The 18,543-nt window shown below is 64.1% G+C and carries 17 protein-coding genes; 4 read left to right on the top strand and 13 right to left on the bottom strand.

The features are described 5' to 3' along the window. Window positions 1–5 precede the first annotated feature (5 nt). Window positions 6–905, bottom strand: coding sequence for a LysR family transcriptional regulator (locus DM872_RS20810; protein ID WP_179061239.1), 900 nt, complete (start codon window positions 903–905; stop codon window positions 6–8). 129 nt (window positions 906–1,034) lie between these two features. On the opposite strand from DM872_RS20810, the gene lysM reads away from it, so the two are divergent. Further along, a complete protein-coding gene (gene lysM / locus DM872_RS20805; protein ID WP_179061238.1) occupies window positions 1,035–1,475 on the top strand; it encodes a peptidoglycan-binding protein LysM in 441 nt (146 codons plus the stop codon). A 47-nt stretch (window positions 1,476–1,522) separates the two neighbouring features. Here lysM and yrfG read toward each other — a convergent pair whose 3' ends face one another. Continuing rightward, complete coding sequence (gene yrfG / locus DM872_RS20800) at window positions 1,523–2,185, bottom strand: GMP/IMP nucleotidase (protein ID WP_077525661.1); 663 nt, start codon at window positions 2,183–2,185, stop codon at window positions 1,523–1,525. 129 nt (window positions 2,186–2,314) lie between these two features. On the opposite strand from yrfG, the gene nudE reads away from it, so the two are divergent. Together nudE and cysQ are read left to right on the top strand one after the other, a co-directional pair. Next, entirely contained in the window at window positions 2,315–2,881 is a 567-nt protein-coding gene (gene nudE / locus DM872_RS20795; protein ID WP_120654057.1) for an ADP compounds hydrolase NudE, read from the top strand. Continuing rightward, complete coding sequence (cysQ, locus tag DM872_RS20790; protein ID WP_179061237.1) at window positions 2,878–3,699, top strand: 3'(2'),5'-bisphosphate nucleotidase CysQ; 822 nt, start codon at window positions 2,878–2,880, stop codon at window positions 3,697–3,699. The genes nudE and cysQ overlap by 4 nt, the downstream gene beginning before the upstream one ends. A 137-nt stretch (window positions 3,700–3,836) precedes the next feature. Here the strand turns inward: cysQ and DM872_RS20785 are convergent, their stop codons facing one another. The 5 genes from DM872_RS20785 to arcD form a co-directional block, all read right to left on the bottom strand. Next, window positions 3,837–5,744 carry a beta-ketoacyl synthase gene (locus tag DM872_RS20785; protein WP_179061236.1) on the bottom strand — a complete coding sequence of 636 codons (1,908 nt, stop codon included), beginning with the start codon at window positions 5,742–5,744 and terminating at the stop codon, window positions 3,837–3,839. Between the two features lie 349 nt (window positions 5,745–6,093). Next, a complete protein-coding gene (arcC, locus tag DM872_RS20780) occupies window positions 6,094–7,026 on the bottom strand; it encodes a carbamate kinase (RefSeq protein ID WP_179061235.1) in 933 nt (310 codons plus the stop codon). 72 nt (window positions 7,027–7,098) lie between these two features. Beyond that, window positions 7,099–8,109, bottom strand: coding sequence for an ornithine carbamoyltransferase (locus DM872_RS20775; protein WP_179061234.1), 1,011 nt, complete (start codon window positions 8,107–8,109; stop codon window positions 7,099–7,101). 102 nt (window positions 8,110–8,211) lie between these two features. After that, window positions 8,212–9,462: an arginine deiminase gene (arcA, locus tag DM872_RS20770; protein ID WP_077525667.1), complete on the bottom strand. Its 1,251-nt coding sequence runs from the start codon at window positions 9,460–9,462 to the stop codon at window positions 8,212–8,214. A gap of 18 nt (window positions 9,463–9,480) precedes the next feature. Next, the gene (arcD, locus tag DM872_RS20765) at window positions 9,481–10,908 is read right to left on the bottom strand and encodes an arginine-ornithine antiporter (RefSeq protein ID WP_179061233.1); all 1,428 of its coding nucleotides are present in this window, start codon (window positions 10,906–10,908) and stop codon (window positions 9,481–9,483) included. Window positions 10,909–11,275: 367 nt separating this feature from the next. Here arcD and DM872_RS20760 point away from each other — a divergent pair, with 367 nt between their 5' ends. Next, complete coding sequence (locus DM872_RS20760; protein WP_179061232.1) at window positions 11,276–11,638, top strand: DUF5064 family protein; 363 nt, start codon at window positions 11,276–11,278, stop codon at window positions 11,636–11,638. A 283-nt stretch (window positions 11,639–11,921) separates the two neighbouring features. On the opposite strand, the gene DM872_RS20755 is transcribed toward DM872_RS20760, so the two are convergent. From DM872_RS20755 to rfbB, 6 genes are all read right to left on the bottom strand, one after another. Further along, complete coding sequence (locus DM872_RS20755; protein ID WP_179061231.1) at window positions 11,922–13,295, bottom strand: sigma-54-dependent transcriptional regulator; 1,374 nt, start codon at window positions 13,293–13,295, stop codon at window positions 11,922–11,924. Continuing rightward, window positions 13,292–15,103: a sensor histidine kinase gene (locus DM872_RS20750; protein WP_179061230.1), complete on the bottom strand. Its 1,812-nt coding sequence runs from the start codon at window positions 15,101–15,103 to the stop codon at window positions 13,292–13,294. The genes DM872_RS20755 and DM872_RS20750 overlap by 4 nt, the downstream gene beginning before the upstream one ends. 114 nt (window positions 15,104–15,217) lie before the next feature. Further along, a complete protein-coding gene (gene rfbD, locus DM872_RS20745; RefSeq protein ID WP_179061229.1) occupies window positions 15,218–16,084 on the bottom strand; it encodes a dTDP-4-dehydrorhamnose reductase in 867 nt (288 codons plus the stop codon). After that, entirely contained in the window at window positions 16,081–16,626 is a 546-nt protein-coding gene (gene rfbC / locus DM872_RS20740; RefSeq protein WP_179058985.1) for a dTDP-4-dehydrorhamnose 3,5-epimerase, read from the bottom strand. The genes rfbD and rfbC overlap by 4 nt, the downstream gene beginning before the upstream one ends. Further along, window positions 16,623–17,495 carry a glucose-1-phosphate thymidylyltransferase RfbA gene (gene rfbA, locus DM872_RS20735; protein WP_179058984.1) on the bottom strand — a complete coding sequence of 291 codons (873 nt, stop codon included), beginning with the start codon at window positions 17,493–17,495 and terminating at the stop codon, window positions 16,623–16,625. The genes rfbC and rfbA overlap by 4 nt, the downstream gene beginning before the upstream one ends. Then, on the bottom strand, window positions 17,492–18,543 hold a 1,052-nt coding region (gene rfbB / locus DM872_RS20730), incomplete at its 5' end, for a dTDP-glucose 4,6-dehydratase (RefSeq protein WP_179061225.1). The genes rfbB and rfbA, both read right to left, overlap by 4 nt.

The following is an 18,543-nucleotide window of genomic DNA, read 5'->3' as shown; positions in this document are numbered from 1 at the left end:
CGCGTCTATCGGCTGGGCGAATCGAGCTCCAGCAAGGCCCGCGCTTCGGAGAAACAGGCATCCGCCAGGGCCGAGCGCGGGGCGCCCCGCCGCAGGATCAGGCCCAGTGGGGCCAGGGTGCGGGCGTCCTCTATGGGGATCAGTGTCAGGTGCTCGGTGAAATCGTCGAGGCCGCTGTCCAGCGGCATGATGGCGCAGCACAGTCCGGCACTCACGGCCTGCAGCAACTGATGGACGGCATCGGTTTCCAGCCTCGGCTGGGGCGACAGGCCCCGGCTGCGGAAGCCATGGTCGATGGATTGGCGGAAGTGCATGCCGCCCGAGAGCAGGCCCAGGGGCAGGTCCACCAGGCTTTCCCAGGGCAGGGCCGAGGTGTCGAAGCTGAAATGCCGGCGATCGTGCAGAAGGCCCATGCGGGCCTGTGCCAGTTCCAGGCTCTCGAAGTGCTCGCGATCCAGGCGGTCGAGATAGGACAGGCCAAGGTCCAGCTGATTGCGCGCCAGGCCTTCGAGAATCTGCTCGGAACTCATCGAAAACAGCTGGAAGCGCAGGCTCGGGTGCGGTGCCGAGAAGGCTTCGACCAGGCGCATCGGGTCGAAGCCGGCCAGCGGCACCACCCCGAGGCGCAAGGTCCCGACCAGTTGGCCGCGACAGGCCGCCGCTTCGGCGTAGAGACCGTCATGGGCCGCGAGCAGGGTGCGCGCCCAGGCCAGCACACGCTGGCCGGCATCAGTGAACCCTTCGAAGCGCTGACCACGGATCACCAGTTCCAGGCCGAGCTCCTCTTCCAGGCTGCGCAGGCGCATGGACAGCGTCGGCTGAGTGACGTGGCAGCGCGCGGCGGCCTGGCCGAAATGGCGGGTTTCCTCCAGCGCGATGAGGAACTTCAGTTGCTTGATGTCCATGCCGGCTCCTTGATGTGCAGCGGAATTCTAGCCTGTCGTCGCCATCGGGCGGTCGAGCTGGAACGGACGTCTAGACTTGCACCTCCCAGGCGCCGGGTGCGCCATCCCTGTGGAACGAGAGGATTTGTCATGGGCATCTTCGACTTTGTCAAAGAAGCGGGTGTGAAGCTGTGGGAAACGCTGGTGGGCCAGGAGGCGCAGGCTGCTGATGCGCTGAAGGAACACGTGGCCAAGGTGGGCTTGGGCAATCCTGCCATCGAGCTGACGGTGGAAGGTGACAAGGTGATCGCCCGTGGCGAAGTGGCCACCCAGGAAGAGAAAGAGAAGATCCTCCTGGCCCTGGGCAATGTCGAGGGTGTGGCCAAGGTTGAAGACCAGATCAGCGTCAGCGCGCCTGCCGTGGCTCCGGCACGTTTCGTCACGGTGAAGAAGGGCGACACCCTGAGCGCCATTGCCAAGGCCGAGTACGGCAACGCCAATGCCTACAACAAGATCTTCGAGGCCAACAAGCCGATGCTCTCGCACCCGGACAAGATTTATCCTGGGCAGGTGCTGCGCATCCCTGAATAGCGATCTGCTGCGCGCGTCTGGAGTGGTTTCGGGCTACTGAAGGCCTGTCAGAGGCCTTCCACGAGCGTCCGGTAGTTCTCCACTGCGGCGAACTCTTCGGTGTCCTTCGGACCCTTGCGGCTGTCCGGCTCGCGCACCGCCAGCAACTGGGCGATGCCGTACTGCCGCGCGCTGCGCAGGATCGGCAGGCTGTCGTCGACGAACAGGCTGCGCGCCGCGTCGAAGCCGAAATCCTGCTGCAGGGCGTGCCAGAACTGCTGGTCTTCCTTGGGGAAACCGTAATCGTGGGAGCTGATCAGGCGGTCGAACCAGGGCGCCAGCTCGACGCGCTCCATCTTCAGCGACAGCGAATCGCGGTGGGCGTTGGTGATCAGCGCCACACGCTTGCCTGAGCGGCGCAAGGCAGCGAGGAAGAAGTCGGCATCCGGCCGCAGGGCGATCAGGTGCGCGACCTCGCGCTTGAGGTCGCGGATCGACAGGCGCAGCTCGCGACTCCAGAAGTCCGTGCAGTACCAGTTCAGCTGTCCGGCGTTGTCGCGGAACAGCGGCAGCAGCTCGGCGTCGGCCAGCGCGCGGCTGATGCCGTGATGCTCGGCATAGCGTTGCGGCAGGTACTCCATCCAGAAGTGGTTGTCGAAGTGCAGATCGAGCAGGGTGCCGTCCATGTCGAGGAGGACGGTGTCGATTGCATTCCAGGGCAATTGCGGCATGGGCGGTATCGGTGGTTGCGGGTGGCTGTCGTCCTTGCGTCGCTGGCCGTCGCGGGCACGCAATCTCCGGCGGGGACATTCGGCAAAGGCGGAGTATGATAACCCGCCGGTCATGCCAAGGAGTCCGTTATGCGCCAGAAGCCCACGGTGCTCGCTCGCGAGATAGTCGCCAGCAGCCGCCTGTTCCGTGTCGAGGAATTGCAGTTGCGTTTCGCCAATGGCGTCGAGCGCACCTACGAACGCCTGGTGGGCAAGGGCTCCGGTTACGGTGCCGTGATGGTGGTGGCCATGGCCGATGCCGAACACGTGCTGCTGGTGGAGGAGTACTGCGCTGGCACCGACGATTACCAGCTGTCCCTGCCCAAGGGGCTGATCGAACCGGGCGAGGAAGTGCTCGCCGCCGCCAACCGGGAGCTCAAGGAAGAAGCCGGATTCGGTGCGCGCAAGCTGGAGCACCTCACTGAGTTGTCCCTGTCCCCCGGCTACATGAGCCAGAAGATCCAGGTGGTCCTGGCCCGCGACCTCTATGAGGAAAGCCTGCCCGGCGATGAGCCGGAACCGCTGCGGGTCGACCGCATCAGCCTGCGCGAGCTTTCCAGCCTCGCCCAGCACCAGCAATTCAGCGAGGGTCGCGCCCTGGCTGCGCTATACCTGACCAGAGACATCCTGACCCAACGTGGGGAGTACCAACCTTGAACCATCCCTTGCTTCCCGCCGTGATCGAACTGGTGCGCCAGGCTGGCGATGCCATCCTGCCTTTCTGGGGGGGTGACCTGGACGTTACCGAGAAGGACGACGCTTCGCCCGTGACAGCAGCCGATCTCGCCGCTCACAAAGTCCTGGATGCGGGGCTGGCGGCACTGGATGCGAGCATTCCGGTGCTTTCAGAAGAGGCGGCCAACATTCCTCTCGCCGAGCGTGCCAAGTGGCAGCGCTGGTGGCTGGTGGACCCGCTGGATGGCACCAAGGAGTTCATCTCCGGCAGTGATGAGTTCACCGTCAACGTGGCGCTGATAGAAGGTGGCCGGGTGGTCTTCGGTGTGGTCGGCATGCCGGTGACCGGACGCTGCTACTACGGCGGCGCTGGCCTTGGCGCCTGGAGTGAGGATGAAGAGTACGAGGCCGACGAAATCGCAGTACGCATCGCACCAGACGAAGCGTTCACTGTGGTGGCCAGCAAGCGCCATTCGAGCCCGGCGCAGGAGCGCCTGCTGGCAGGGCTGTGCGAACGCTTCGGCGATCTGCAGCTGGCCAGTATCGGCAGCTCGCTGAAGTTCTGCCTGCTCGCCGAAGGGTCGGCGGACTGCTATCCGCGTCTCGCGCCCACTTCGCAGTGGGACACCGCCGCCGCCCAGGGCGTGCTCGAAGGTGCGGGTGGCGAGGTGCTGAATCTCGCCGGCGAACCCCTTACCTATGAGGCTCGCGAGAATTTCCTCAACCCTTCGTTCCTGGCGCTGCCGGTTGCCGCCGAATGGCGGGCTGAGCTGATTCAGCTGGCGCGCGCGCTGGACTGAGCACACCGAATATGAAAAAGGGCCCCGAGGGGCCCTTTTTTGTGGCGGGCATTTCCTGTGGGAGCGAATTTATTCGCGATTAGGGGACCGCTGCGCGGTCCTTCGCGATTGAAATCGCTCCCACAAGGGCAAACGCCTCAGTCGAGCATATCGGCGAAACGCTCGTCCTTCTTGTAACGCAGGGTCTGGGCGAAGCCGGGAACCTGGATACCTTCAGGGCTCAGTTCGATCTGTTGCTCGTCGATCAGGTCGTTGCCGAAGTTGTAGATGATGTCCAGCTCGCCCAGGCGCGCGCGGCGATCGTATTCCTCGGCGTTGGCGCGGGTCTGCTCGCGCTTGGCGTTGTAGGCGGAGAAGGCCGCTTCTCCATGGCGCTTCTTCAGCATCTTCTCGGCCAGGCGCGGGGAAATGACGACGCCAGTGGCGTTGTTGCCGCCAAAGCCCTTGGAGTTGATGAAGCAGACGTCCATGTGGCGATCGCCCAGGACCCGATCACGGGTCTCGATGGACAGGTGCTGGCGATGGACGTCGTCGGCCACGCGGTCAATGGTCTTGATGCCCGGCAGGATGCCGTACTTGAAGGTGCCCAGGGCGGCGATCACCTGGTCGCCGCTGGCGGTGGCCAGGGAGTGGCCGACGTAGGCCTTGACCGCCGCAACAGGCCATCCTTCGATGCCGAACGCACCGGCAACGCGGTCCAGCAGCTCGGACTCGGTGACGCGGTTGGCCGGGGTGCTGGAGCCGTGGGCATGGACGAAGCTGCGCTCGCGCACGCCATCCGGACCGATCAGCTGGGAGGCGGCGGCCACGGCCTTGGCCAGGGTCAGGTAGTTGCCCGGGCCGGGAGCAGAGATGGATTTCTTGAAGCCGTCGGCGTTGATGAACACATCGGTCACTGCACCATGGATATCGGCGCCCAGTTCCAGGGCCAGTGCGTCGTCCATCAGCACCACGTACTGGCTGGACTCGGCCAGGGTGAAGCCGCAGTTTTCACCGAAGGGGCGGCTGGCACGTTGGAAGTCGACGTCCTCGCGGCCACCGACCTGGCGCAGGCCCTCCTCGGTAGCCAGGGCGCCCATGGCGCCGTAGCCGTCGATGCATTCCTGGTTGATGGGCGCCTCGGCGTTGCCGATCAGGGCCACACGGGCGTGGCCGGAGGTGATGAGCTCGATGCCCTTCTGCAGGTTGTAGAGGAAGGTGGCGCAGGCGCCGGTGACGCTGCCGGTGGTGCCGACGCTGCCCAGCACGTAGGCGTTGATGAAGTCGGCGGGCATGGTGTTCAGGCCAAGCGGACACTGCTTGGCGGTGACGCGGGTGCCCTTGAGGCGCGACTGCATCATGCCGCCGAATCCGAACTCGTCCAGCTGGCTCATGATGCTGCCGGAGAACACGGCGATTTCGTCGGGCTGCACGCGGTCGACGATGTCCTTCCACGGCAGGCCGATGGAACGGATGGCGTCGGTCGCCGCGACCACCGACATCTGCAGGCCGCGCGGGTGGAAGCGGGAGTTGTACAGCTCACCCGGCTCGAAACCGGTGGGCAGTTGGCCGGCGGACTTCACCGGCAGTTCGCGGTAGCTGTCCACCTTGAAGTCGGAGGTGCCCTTCAGGGTCACGCGCACTTCACCGTTGTCCAGGGTTTCCACTTCCCAATTGGCCGGCAGCGGCTCGGGGAGTTGCTTGCGCGAGGTGATGAAGCTGAGGGCCTCGCCATCGGTGGCCGCAACGCTGAGGTTCTTGTGCCAGTGAGCGGCGTCTACATCCAGGTGCTGCTTGCCGATGCGGCGAACCAGGGTCGCTTCGAGGATCTCGGCGGCGTAGCGGGCTTCGATCTCCGCCAGGGTCAGGACCTTGCCGTCGGCATCGTGGTACTGGCCATCGGTCACCGATACCAGCTTCGTCATCACGGCGAGGCCGGCCAGGGTTTCCTGGCGGGCCTGGGCGTCCAGGGTCTCGATCACGATGCGGCGGAAGCCGTGGTGGAACGAGCTTCGCCCAGCCGCGTTATAGCCGCCAAAACCCACAATCACTGGAAGTCGGGACATCTCTCGGAAACTCCTCAAAAAGACCATCTCATGCCGGCGGGATGGCTTGCCCACGGGGCGCCGCGTGTCGGGGCGGCAATTTGCGGGGTCAAGCGTCACGGGCCAGGTGGCATGAGCCAGGTGGCAGCTCGAATGAACGGGATGTCTACCTGACGCGGGGTGTGACTATCAAGTCACTCCTTTGGTCATTCGGCGGGAGATTGGGGGCTGTGCGACGGGGGCGGGAAGCAACCTTGTGGGGGCGATTTCAATCGCTGAGCAGACCGCAGGTCTGCTTTTCGGGATATCCGAGGGCAGCTGCGCTGCCCTTTGCGAATGAATTCGCCCCCACAGGGGAGGTGCCTCGCGATCAACGGTACTCGATGCCGGCCTTCTTGGTGCTGACGCGGGTACCGGACTTGCCTTCGGTGATCGCCACGATGTTTTCCAGGGAGCCGATCACCGCGTCCTTGCCAGTGAGGCGGGCGAACTCCATGGCGGCCTGGACTTTCGGACCCATGGAGCCAGCGGCGAAGCCGAGGCGTTCCAGTTCGTCCGGGTGGGCCTGGGCGATGGCTTTCTGAGTGGGTTTGCCCCAGTCGATATAGGCCGCGTCCACGTCAGTGGCGATGATCAGCACATCGGCATTGAGTTCCTGGGCCAGCAGCGAGGAGCAGAGGTCCTTGTCGATTACCGCTTCGACGCCGGAGAGCTTCTTGCCCGACTCGTCGTACATGGTCGGGATACCGCCACCGCCTGCGCAGATGACGATGGTGCCTTTCTCCAGCAGCCATTTGACCGGGCGAATTTCGAAGATGCGCTTCGGACGCGGGCTGGCGACCACACGGCGGAACTTGTCGCCGTCGGGGGCGATGCTCCAGCCTTTTTCCTTGGCCAGGGCTTCGGCCTCTTCCTTGGCGTATACCGGTCCAATCGGCTTGGTCGGGTTCTGGAAGGCCGGGTCTTTAGCGTCGACTTCGACCTGGGTGAGGATGGTGGCGAACGGCACTTCGAACGGCAGCAGGTTGCCCATTTCCTGTTCGATCATGTAGCCGATCATGCCCTCGGTTTCGGCACCGAGGACGTCCAGCGGGTACGGCGCGACCTTGTCGTAAGAAGCGCCCTGCAGGGCCAGCAGGCCAACCTGCGGGCCATTGCCGTGGGCGATCACCAGTTCGTTGCCCGGCGCGACCTTGGCGATCTGCTCGGCGGCGATCTTCACGTTGGCGCGCTGGTTGTCGGCAGTCATGGGTTCGCCACGACGCAGCAGGGCGTTGCCACCCAATGCGACGACGATACGCATATTGATTTCCTCCAGAGAGTGAAAATGCGTCCCGGACCGGCGAACGCGTCGCGGTCCGGGGCGTATCGGGACTTACATGTCGGCGAGGGTCGAAACGAGGATCGCCTTGATGGTGTGCATGCGGTTCTCCGCTTGCTCGAAGGCGATGTTGTACGGCGACTCGAAGACGTCTTCGGTGACTTCAATACCGTTCTTCAGGTTCGGGTACTTCGCGGCGATATCCTTGCCGACCTTGGTTTCGCTGTTGTGGAACGCAGGCAGGCAGTGCATGAACTTCACGCGCGGATTGCCGGCCGCCTTCATCATGTCCATGTTGACCTGGTAGGGCAGCAGTTCCTGGATGCGTTCGCCCCAGGCTTCCACCGGCTCGCCCATGGAAACCCAGACGTCGGTGTGGATGAAGTCAACGCCCTTGACCGCTTCCTTCGGATCGTCAGTGATGGTGATGCGTGCACCGCTTTCTTCAGCGAATTTCTTGCAGGCGGCGACGTGCTCGTCGGTCGGCCAGAGCTCCTTGGGTGCGGCGATGCGCACGTCCATGCCGAGCTTGGCGCCAATCAGTAGCAGGGAGTTGCCCATGTTGTTGCGGGCATCGCCCAGGTAGGCATAGCTGATTTCGTGCAGCGGCTTGTCGCTGTGCTCACGCATGGTCAGCACGTCCGCCAGCATCTGGGTCGGGTGGTATTCGTCGGTCAGGCCGTTGAACACCGGTACGCCGGCGTATTTGGCGAGTTCTTCGACGATTTCCTGCTTGAAGCCACGGTACTCGATGGCGTCGTACATGCGGCCAAGCACGCGAGCGGTGTCCTTCATGCTCTCCTTGTGGCCGATCTGCGAGGAATTCGGGTCGATGTAGGTGACGTTGGCGCCCTGGTCATAGGCGGCCACTTCGAAGGCGCAACGGGTGCGGGTCGAGGTCTTCTCGAAGATCAGCGCGATGTTGTTGCCCTTGAGGTGCTGTTGCTCGGTACCGGTGTACTTGGCGCGCTTCAGGTCGCGGGACAGATCAAGCAGGTAACGCAGCTCGCGGGTGCTGTGGTGCATGAGGCTGAGCAGGTTACGGTTGTGCATGTTGAAAGCCATGATTCTTTCTCCTTGTGGGTAACTTGAAACCAGGCTCCGTCAGAACAGCTTTTGGCTGGCGGGGCGGGCGGCTCCGGGTTGGGAGCCGCCAGGGGCAGAAACTCAGTAGTCGATAGGGTCGCGCAGGATCGGGCAGGTCATGCAGTGGCCGCCGCCACGGCCGCGACCCAGTTCGCTGGCGCTGATGGTGACGACTTCGACACCGGCCTTGCGCAGCAGGGTGTTGGTGTAGGTGTTGCGGTCGTAGCCGACCACCACGCCGGGCTCCAGGCAGACCACGTTGTTGCCGTCGTCCCACTGCTCGCGCTCGGCTTCGAAGGCGTCGCCGCCGGTTTGCACCACGCGCAGTTTCTTCAGGTTGAGGGACTCGGCGACCACGGAGATGAAGTCCTTGTCTTCGCGGCGGATGTCGATGCCGTACGGGCGGCTTTCATCCGGGCGCAGGACGAAGGGCACGATTTCCTTGACCACTTCCGGGAAGACGGTGACCAGGTCGCGGTCGCAGAAGGTGAACACGGTGTCCAGGTGCATGGCGGCACGGGACTTGGGCAGGCCGGCGACGACGATTTTCTGCGCCGCGCCCTTGCTGAACAGCGCCTGGGCCAACTGGCCGATGGCCTGGCGGGAAGTCCGCTCGCCCATGCCGATCAGTACCACGCCGTTGCCGATAGGCATCACGTCGCCGCCCTCGAGGGTGGACGCCGCATGATCCTTGTCAGGGTCGCCGTACCAGACCTCGAACTCGGCCTCGGTGAAGGTCGGGTGGAACTTGTAGATGGCGGAGGTCAGCAGGGTTTCCTGGCGACGGGCCGGCCAGTACATCGGGTTGAGGGTCACGCCGCCGTAGATCCAGCAGGTGGTGTCACGGGTGAACTGGGTGTTGGGCAGCGGCGGGAGGATGAAACTGGAGTGGCCCAGGTAGTCGCGATACATCTTGATCGCGCTGACGCCTTCGCTTTCCGGCAGGTCGGAGCCGGCGACGCCGCCGATGAGGAACTCGGCAATCTTGCGCGGTTCCAGGCCTTCGATCCAGGAGCGCACTTCATTGACCAGACCCACACCGACCTGGTCGTTGGTGAGTTTGCGATCAAGGATCCACTTCAGGGCTTCCTTGTTCTGCACGATGTCGGTGAGCAGGTTGTGCATTTCCAGTACATCGATACCGCGCTCACGCATCTTGGTGACGAAGTCGAAGTGGTCGCGCTTGGCCTGGTTTACCCAGATCACGTCATCGAAAAGCAGCTCGTCGCAGTTGTTGGGGGTCAGACGCATATGCGCGAGCCCCGGCGAGCAGACCATTACCTTATGCAGCTTGCCGGCTTCCGAATGAACGCCGAGTTTTACTTTGGACATGGCAGGTCTCCTTACGAGTTACAGGGTCAGGAAGCCGTCGTAGAGCCCGTAGGCGGCCACGACCGCGCCGATTACCACGGCGGCGAAGATCAGCTTCTCGACATTGGTGAATACCGGTTGGCCAACTTCCCGTTTGGCCTTGGCAAAGAGGATCACGCCCGGTGCATAGAGCAGGGCGGAGAGCAGCAGGTACTTCACGCCACCGGCATACAGCAGCCAGACGGCGTAGATCAGGGCAATGACGCCGATGACCAGGTCCTTGCCGCGGTCCTTGGCATCCTGCTCGTAGGTCTCGCCACGCAGGGGCAGCAGCACCGCGTAGGCAGCCGACCACAGGTAGGGCACCAGGATCATGGAAGTCGCCAGGTAGATCAGCGACAGGTAGGTGCTGGCGCTGAACAGCGTGATGATCAGGAACACCTGCACCATGGCGTTGGTCAGCCACAGGGCGTTGGCCGGGACCTGGTTGGCGTTCTCCTTGCGGATGAAGGCCGGCATGGTGTGGTCCTTGGCTGCGGCGAAGAGAATCTCGGCGCAGAGCAGTACCCAGGAAAGCAGGGCACCGACCAGGGAGATGACCAGACCGACGCTGATCAGCACGGCGCCCCAGTGACCGACCACGTGCTCGAGCACCGCCGCCATGGACGGGTTCTGCAGTTTGGCCAGTTCCGGCTGAGTCATGATGCCGAGGGACAGCACGTTAACCAGTACCAGGAGCAGCAGAACGATGATGAAGCCCAGCACCGTGGCCTTGCCGACGTCGCTGCGCTTTTCGGCCCGTGCGGAGAAGATGCTCGCACCTTCGATGCCGATGAACACCCAGACGGTGACCAGCATCATGTTGCGCACCTGGTTCATCACGCTGCCCAGTTCGATGTTCTTCGAACCCCAGATGTCAGCGGTGAAGATGTCCAGCTTGAAGGCGAACAGGCAGATGAGGATGAACAGGAACAGCGGCACCACCTTGGCTACGGTGGTCACCATGTTGATGAAGGCTGCTTCCTTGATTCCGCGCAGCACCAGGAAGTGCACGGCCCAGAGGACGATGGAGGCACCGATGATGGCCGCTAGCGTGTTGCCTTCGCCGAAGATCGGGAAAAAGTAGCCGAGGGTGCTGAACAGCAGCACGAAGTAGCCGACGTTGCCCAGCCAGGCACTGATCCAGTATCCCCAGGCCGAGGAAAAGCCCATGTAGTCGCCGAATCCGGCTTTGGCGTAGGCATACACCCCGCCGTCGAGGTTCGGCTTGCGATTGGCCAGGGTCTGGAAGACGAATGCCAGGGTGAGCATGCCCACCGCGGTAATGCCCCAGCCGATAAGAATGGCGCCGACATCGGCACTGGCCGCCATGTTCTGCGGTAACGAGAAAATACCCCCGCCCACCATTGAACCGACAACCAGCGCGACTAGGGCGCCTAGTTTAAGTTTGTCGGACGATTCAGACATCTTGCACCTCCATCCGGAGTAGGAACTGTGCTTATTGAGCGCTTGGCCTGTTAACCGCGTTCTGATCCAGATCAATAGCTAGCTAATGAGTCATGCGGACAATTTCCTTACTGTCGTAGATGGGAGGGAGTTACTGCAGGTCGCTGCCCAGAACGAGCAATTTAGAGGGTTCGGCATGCCATCCCGGGCAACGCCTAATACAAACTAGCCGGTTTTCCCGAGCCTTCAAGTTGCAACTTGCACGAAGTGGATTGCTTCAGAAATGCCCCATATTCCTTGTAGGAAATTACATATTTTTGTAGGGACATTTCGCTATAAGGAGGGATTTTTGGACTGGGAAAGGGTGGAAATTTCGAGAGGAGGAAACATGTTCAAAGTAGGACAAATTGCCATCAGTCGAGCTTCCGTCGGACGAATTCCGGCCTTTGATTTGGCGCTGGAATACGACATCGAAAAACGTGGAAGAGACCCGTTCGTCAACTTCGAACTGCATGGGCAGATCGCTGGAAAACCGGTGCACGAGCGCTTTTCCTTGCACGGCGACGTCGCCTACAACTTCCTTCACAGCGCGGGGTTGCGATTGCGCAAATACGGCTTCCGTCCCGGGCTTGCCGCGATGCCTGAATTGCGCGCCGACTTCGAAAAGGCCTATGCCGACCTGCGGGAAAGGTTGGGCGTCGTGCCCGGCCAGCCGGTGGATCTTGATCGCTTCGTACTCGAGCGTCCATGAGCCTTATTAATGAAGAAGCCCGGCACTGGGCCGGGCTTCGAACACCCGGCGGGTAGCTGGGTGGGGTGCCACCGGGCTTGGCCCGTGGCGTCGAGAGGATAGCCCCATGGCTGGCTTGTGGCCGGCTTGGGGAGAGGTCAGACCCTGTCTGGGCCACCCTCCTGACCCTGCGCAGCGCAGGGATTACCGTTCAGAGGGCAAGCCTTGTGCCACTCTGCGGCGACCGCTCTGCTACGGGCTCCTTCGTGCCCAAGTGAGTAGCAGATGAGCGGAGTCTTGCCGATCAGTCCTGCTCTTCTGCGGGATTCCCGCCACTGAAGCTGAGGTTGTGTTTGCGCAACTTGTCCGAGAGCGTCTTGCGCGGCAGGCCGAGCGCTTCGGCCACACTGCGCAGCGAGCCATGGGGACGGGTCAGTTCGGCCGCGATCAGCGCGCGCTCGAAGGCCTCGACCTGATCACTCAGGCCGCCTTCCACCTTCGGCAGGTTGGCGGGCGCGTTATCCAGGTTCAGGTCCAGGCCCAGGGCGAAGCGCTCTGCGGCGTTCTGCAACTCCCGTACGTTGCCCGGCCAGCCGTGGGTCAGCAGCAAGGCGCGCTGGCTGCTATCGAGGCTGCGCGGAGCGGCGCCGTGACGACTGCGGGCGGCGTCGGCGAAATTCTGGAACAGCGCCAGGGCGTCCTCGCCGCGTTCGCGCAGGGGCGGAATGCGCAGGCTGGCGACGTTCAGGCGGTAATAGAGGTCGGCGCGGAACCGGCCCTGGTCGGCGGCGTGGCGCAGGTCCTCCTTGGTCGCTGCGATCACGCGGATATCCAGCGGGATCAGTTGGTTGGCGCCGAGGCGCTCCACGACGCGTTCCTGCAGCAGGCGCAGCAGCTTGACCTGGACGTCCAGGCTCATGCTTTCGATCTCATCGAGGAACACCGTGCCGCCATTGGCGAACTCGAACTTGCCGATCCGGCGCTTCTGCGCGCCGGTGAACGCGCCTTGCTCGTGGCCGAACAGCTCGCTCTCCACCACCGATTCGGCCAGGGCGCCGGCATTGATGGCGACGAAGGGCCCGTCGCGTCGCGCCGACAGATCGTGCAGGGCGCGCGCTACTACCTCCTTCCCGGCTCCGGTTTCACCCAGGATGAGCACGTCGGCATTGGTGGCGGCGAGGGCGCCGATCTGCTCGCGCAACCGTTGCATGGCGGACGACTGCCCTACGAGGCGACCGCTGAGTTGCTGGCGATCGGACAGGGCCATGCGCAGGCTGCGGTTTTCCAACACCAGGCGGCGCAGGTCCAGGGCGCGGTGGACGCTGTCCAGTAACTGGTCGCTGGGGAAGGGTTTCTCCAGGAAGTCATAGGCACCCGCGCGCATGGCCTGGACGGCCAGCGGAACATCACCGTGGCCGGTGATCAGCAACACCGGCAGATCAGGATCGCGTTCGCGCAGTTGCTTCAGCAATTCGAGGCCGTCGATGCCGGGCATGCGGATATCGGTGACCACCACCCCCGGCCAGTCCTTGTCGATCTTCTCCGCCACGCCCTGGGCATCGCCGAGGGCTTGCACCTTGAGGCCCGCCAGGTCGAGGGTCTGGCTGAGGGCCTGGCGCAGGTGCGGATCATCGTCGATCAGCAGCACCTGGGTTCGGGCATCGAGGGCGTTGGTCATGCAGAGAGGTCCTCAGGGGGCTGTGGGATGACGCCGGGCGCGGCGTTGCGCATGCGCAGGGTGAGCAGGGCACCACCGTCAGGGTGGTTGGCGAACAGCAACTCGCCGCCAAGGGCGCGCATCAGGCTATCGCAGATGGCGAGGCCCAGGCCAAGGCCCTGGGCGCTGGTCTTGGTGGTGAAGAAGGGCTCGCGCGCATGACGCAGGGCTTCTTCGGTAAAGCCGGGGCCGTTGTCGCGCAGGTGCAGCTCCACACCGTCGGCAGTGGTTTCGGCGCTCAGCCAGATACGGCGCGGATGGGGTTTTTCCTTGAGCGCATCGAGGGCATTGGCGAGCAGGTTGCCGAGTACCTGGCGCAGGCGGGTTTCACCGGCCTGGACCCAGAGCGGAGCGTCCGGCAGGTCGCGGATCAGTTCCACGTCCATGGCCCGGCGGCGTTGCGCGACGAGGGCCAGGGCATCGTCGAGAGCCGGCTGCAGCGCGACGCTTTCCGGTGCGTGACGATCGCGACGGGCGAATGCCCGCAGGTGGGCGATGATCGACGCCATGCGGCCGGTCAGGTCGCTGATCTGGCGCAGGTTGCCGCGAGCATCGTCGAGGCGCTGGTGGTCCAGCAGTACCCCGGCGTTGTCGGCATAGCTGCGGATCGCCGCCAAGGGTTGGTTCAGCTCGTGGCTGATGCTCGCCGACATGGTGCCCAGGGCGGACAGTTTGGTCGCCTGCACCAGTTCGTCCTGGGCGCTGACCAGCTCCTGCTGCGCCTGCTCGCGCTCCAGCACCTCGTCTTTCAACCGGCTGTTCAGCGCCTCGAGGTCCTGGGTGCGTTCCAGCACGCGCATTTCCAGCTCGCGGCGGGCCTTGGCGTCGAGGGCGATGCGATCCAGGTAGTGACGGCGGCGCTGCATCATCAGGCCGAGCAGCAGCAGCAGGGTCAGCAGCGCAGCGCCACCAATGGCGACCGTCGTGGTCACCTGGCGGTCCACCAACTGGCGCGGGGCCAGGATGCTGGCGGTCAAGCCGGTTTCGCGGAGCTCGCGACTCTGGGTGAGCCAGTCGCCGTCGTCCAGTTTCAACGGTGGCGGCGCTTGGGTCGGGTAGGGCTGGTTGGCGACTATCGCCGAGCGTTCGGCGTTATCCAGCGGGCGGGTGGCATGGAAGCGCCAATCGCTGCGCGACGAGATGATCACCACGCCATTGGCGTCAGTCACCATGAGCTGCTCCGGGGTCTTGCCCCAGAGGGTTTCCGCGTCGTCCAGATCCACCTTCACCACGAGTATTCCGATGATCTGTGCGCCGTCGCGCACCGGGCTGGCGAAGAAGTAACCACGTTTGCGCGAGGTGGTGCCGAGGCCGAAGAAGCGGCCCTGCTTGCCTGCGAGGGCTTCGCGGAAGTAAGGGCGGAAAGGAAAGCTGCGTCCGACGAAACTGTCTGCCTGATCCCAGTTGGAAGAACTCAGGGTGAGGCCGGCGGGGCTCATCAGGTAGATCACATCGGCCCCTGTGTGCTGGCGAACTTCAGCCAGCACGCGATTGGCTTCAGCCTGCAGGGTGTCGCTATCGGGCGCGGCAAGCAGGTCCCGCAACGGTGGCAGGTCGGCCAGGATGGGCGGCAGCACCTCGTAGCGGTGCAGGGTGCCGAGCAGATTGGCGACGTACAGATCGAGGGTCTGGCGATTCTGCTCAGCCAGGGACTCGCTGTAGTAGCGCTCGCTGAAATGCTGCAGCGGCCAGAGCAGCGGCGCCAGCAGCAGCGCCAAGAGCACCAGGCTGCGCCAGCGTGGGCGGTGGGGAATGGGGGTGGCAGTCATGCGATCACTGTGCGCCGGTCGATGAGGCGCATTATGGCATCGACGTCCGGGAACGGTGGCGCGGCTGATACGAGAGGTGGAAACCACGGGGAGGTGCGAGCGCCTCCCCGAGGGTCAGCGCGGCTGGCGCAGGCACTCGGCCAGGGCAGTACGCCAATCGGGCAGACTGACCTGCCAGTCGTTCGCCAGCTTGCGGCCATCCAGCCGCGAATTCAGCGGGCGCCGGGCCGGCGTCGGGTACTCGCTGGACGGAATCGGCACCAGGCGAGCACAGGGCTTGCCGGCGGCTTTCAACTGGTCAGCGATGGCACTGGCAAAGCCGAACCAGGAGGTTTCGCCCCGGTTGGTCAGGTGATAGACGCCCCAATGGCGGTTGCCCGCCTGCCACTGATCGATCAACTGCGCCGTGGCCTGGGCGATGCTGCCCGCCCAGGTCGGCGCGCCTACCTGGTCATCCACCACGCGCAGCTCTTCGCGCTCCTGCAGCAGACGCTGCATGGTGAGCAGGAAGTTGCGCCCGTGCAGCGAATAAACCCAGCTGGTACGGAGGATCAGGTACTGCCCACCAACGGCCTGGATCGCCTGTTCGCCGGCCAGTTTGCTGGTGCCGTAGACGCCCAGCGGCTGGGTCGGGTCGTCCTCGACGTAGCGGCCGTGCTTGGCACCGTCAAAGACGTAGTCGGTGGAGTAGTGGAACAGCGGAATACCGAGGGCGGCGGCCTCTTCAGCGAGTACGCCGGGGGCCGTGGCATTGATCGCGACGGCGGCGTCCGCATCGGTCTCGGCCTGGTCCACCGCGGTGTAGGCGGCGGCGTTGATCAGCAGGTCGGGGGCCAGGGCACGGACCTGCTGGCGGATCTGCTCGGGATGGGCGAGATCGAGCCGGTCGCGCCCCAGGGACACGACCGCGGCCTTGCCGGCGAGGGCGAGCTGGAGTTCCCGCGCCACCTGGCCGCTATTGCCGGTGATGAGAATCTTCATGCGAACAGGTCCGCGTCCTTGAAGTTGACCCCGGCCTGGTCCTTGGCGGACAGCTGCGGCGCCTCGGCCAGCGGCCAGTCGATGGCGAGATCGGGATCGTCCCAGCGAATGCAGCGCTCATGCTCGGGGGCGTAGTAGTCGGTGGTCTTGTAGAGGAACTCGGCGTAATCGCTGAGGACCACGAAGCCGTGCGCGAAACCCTCGGGGACCCAGAGCTGGCGTTTGTTTTCGGCGGAGAGGTGTACGCCGACCCAGCGCCCGAAGGTGGGCGAGTTGCGGCGGAGGTCCACCGCGACGTCGAACACTTCGCCCGCGACGACCCGCACCAGTTTCCCCTGGGCTTGCTGCAGCTGGTAGTGAAGCCCGCGCAGGACGCCGCGCTGGGAGCGCGAGTGGTTGTCCTGGACGAAGTGGCGTTCGACGCCGGTCGCCTCGGCGAAGGTGCGGGCGTTGAAGCTTTCGTAGAAGAAGCCGCGCTCGTCGCCGAATACGCGAGGTTCGAGAATGAGGACGTCAGGGATAGCGGTTGGAATCGCGTTCACGCACCTTCTCCGGCGATGTCGAACAGGTATTGGCCATAACCGGTCTTGCCGAATGCCTTGGCCCGGGTCAGCAATTGCGTCTTGTCGATCCAGCCGTTCTGGTAGGCGATCTCCTCCAGGCAGGCCACTTTCAAGCCCTGACGGTGCTCGATGGTCTGCACATACTGGGAGGCATCCAGAAGGCTGTCGTGGGTGCCGGTGTCCAGCCAGGCGAAGCCGCGACCGAAGCGCTCGACGCGCAGATCACCGCGGCGCAGATAGGCGTTGTTGACGTCGGTGATTTCCAGCTCGCCACGCGGAGAAGGCGTCACCGCCTTGGCGATGCGGATCACATCGTTGTCGTAGAAGTACAGGCCGGTGACGGCATAGCTCGACTTCGGCTGAGCCGGCTTCTCCTCGATGGAAACGGCGCGACCCGCCTCATCGAATTCCACCACGCCAAAGCGCTCGGGATCTCTCACCCAATAGCCGAAGACGGTGGCGCCACTGGGCGATTGCGCGGCGCGCTTGAGCTTCTCGGTGAAGTGCTGGCCGTGGAAGATGTTGTCCCCCAGGATCAGGCATACCGGGTCGTTGCCGATGAACGCCTCGCCGATCAGGAACGCCTGGGCCAGGCCATCCGGCGACGGTTGTTCGGCATAGCTGAAGTGCACGCCGAACTGACTGCCATCGCCCAGCAGGTTGCGGTACTGCGGCAGGTCCTGGGGGGTGGAGATGATCAGGATTTCGCGGATGCCGGCGAGCATCAGCACCGAGATCGGGTAATAGATCATCGGCTTGTCATAGATCGGCAGGAGTTGCTTGGACACCCCCAGGGTGATGGGGTGGAGGCGGGTGCCGGAACCGCCCGCGAGGACTATCCCTTTCATACTGCTGCTCCCAGGCGTTCACGTTGATAGCTGCCGTCCTGCACGCGCTGGCACCACGGGAGGTTATCCAGGTACCACTGGACCGTCTTGCGCAGCCCGGTCTCGAAGGTTTCCTGCGGCACCCAGCCCAGTTCACGCTCGATCTTGCTGGCGTCGATGGCATAGCGCAGGTCGTGGCCCGGGCGGTCCTTGACGTAGGTGATCAGGTCTTCGAAGCGGGCCACGCCGGCGGGCTTGTGCGGCGCCAGCTCTTCCAGCAGGGCGCAGATGGCCCGAACCACATCGAGGTTCTTCTGCTCGTTATGCCCGCCGATGTTGTAGGTCTCGCCCACCGTGCCGCGGCTGACCACTTCCAGCAGCGCCCGGGCGTGGTCCTCGACGAACAGCCAGTCGCGCACCTGCTGGCCGTCGCCATACACCGGCAGGGGCTTGCCTTCCAGGGCGTTGAGGATCATCAGCGGGATGAGTTTCTCGGGGAAGTGATAAGGGCCGTAGTTGTTCGAGCAATTGGTCAGCAGCACGGGCAGACCGTAGGTGCGGTGCCAGGCGCGGACCAGATGGTCGGACGCCGCCTTGCTCGCCGAATACGGCGAACTGGGGGCATACGGCGTGGTTTCGGTGAACAGGTCGTCCGCCCCGTGCAGGTCGCCATACACCTCGTCGGTGGAAATGTGATGGAAGCGGAAGGCCGTCTTGCGTTCGGCGTCCAGCCCCAGCCAATAGGCGCGCACGCTTTCCAGCAGGCTGTAGGTACCGACGATGTTGGTCTGAATGAAGGCCGCGGGACCGTCGATGGACCGATCGACATGGGACTCGGCGGCCAGGTGCATCACCGCGTCGGGCTGGAAGCGCGCCAGCGCTGCGCCGACAACCTGGCTGTCGGCGATATCCGCCTGGAGGAACTGGTAGCGCGGATTGTCCGCGACCGCGGCCAGCGACTCGAGGTTGCCGGCGTAGGTCAGTTTGTCGAGGTTGAGCACCTCATGCTGGGTGTTTGTCAGCAAGTGGCGAACCAGGGCCGAACCGATGAAGCCGGCTCCGCCAGTGA

The organism is Pseudomonas taiwanensis (assembly GCF_013393345.1).
In the GTDB taxonomy this organism is placed as follows: Bacteria; Pseudomonadota; Gammaproteobacteria; order Pseudomonadales; family Pseudomonadaceae; genus Metapseudomonas; species Metapseudomonas resinovorans_C.
Note: the sequence above shows the minus strand (reverse complement) of the source record. Positions and strands in the feature narration are given on the sequence as shown.

Excerpts from the sequence above, each read along its gene's own strand:
- DM872_RS20810 (WP_179061239.1), bottom strand. The coding sequence starts at position 905 with ATGGACATCAAGCAACTGAAGTTCCTCATCGCGCTGGAGGAAACCCGC.
- lysM (WP_179061238.1), top strand. The coding sequence starts at position 1,035 with ATGGGCATCTTCGACTTTGTCAAAGAAGCGGGTGTGAAGCTGTGGGAA.
- yrfG (WP_077525661.1), bottom strand. The coding sequence starts at position 2,185 with ATGCCGCAATTGCCCTGGAATGCAATCGACACCGTCCTCCTCGACATG.
- nudE (WP_120654057.1), top strand. The coding sequence starts at position 2,315 with ATGCGCCAGAAGCCCACGGTGCTCGCTCGCGAGATAGTCGCCAGCAGC.
- DM872_RS20785 (WP_179061236.1), bottom strand. The coding sequence starts at position 5,744 with ATGTCCCGACTTCCAGTGATTGTGGGTTTTGGCGGCTATAACGCGGCT.
- arcC (WP_179061235.1), bottom strand. The coding sequence starts at position 7,026 with ATGCGTATCGTCGTCGCATTGGGTGGCAACGCCCTGCTGCGTCGTGGC.
- DM872_RS20775 (WP_179061234.1), bottom strand. The coding sequence starts at position 8,109 with ATGGCTTTCAACATGCACAACCGTAACCTGCTCAGCCTCATGCACCAC.
- arcA (WP_077525667.1), bottom strand. The coding sequence starts at position 9,462 with ATGTCCAAAGTAAAACTCGGCGTTCATTCGGAAGCCGGCAAGCTGCAT.
- arcD (WP_179061233.1), bottom strand. The coding sequence starts at position 10,908 with ATGTCTGAATCGTCCGACAAACTTAAACTAGGCGCCCTAGTCGCGCTG.
- DM872_RS20760 (WP_179061232.1), top strand. The coding sequence starts at position 11,276 with ATGTTCAAAGTAGGACAAATTGCCATCAGTCGAGCTTCCGTCGGACGA.
- DM872_RS20755 (WP_179061231.1), bottom strand. The coding sequence starts at position 13,295 with ATGACCAACGCCCTCGATGCCCGAACCCAGGTGCTGCTGATCGACGAT.
- DM872_RS20750 (WP_179061230.1), bottom strand. The coding sequence starts at position 15,103 with ATGACTGCCACCCCCATTCCCCACCGCCCACGCTGGCGCAGCCTGGTG.
- rfbD (WP_179061229.1), bottom strand. The coding sequence starts at position 16,084 with ATGAAGATTCTCATCACCGGCAATAGCGGCCAGGTGGCGCGGGAACTC.
- rfbA (WP_179058984.1), bottom strand. The coding sequence starts at position 17,495 with ATGAAAGGGATAGTCCTCGCGGGCGGTTCCGGCACCCGCCTCCACCCC.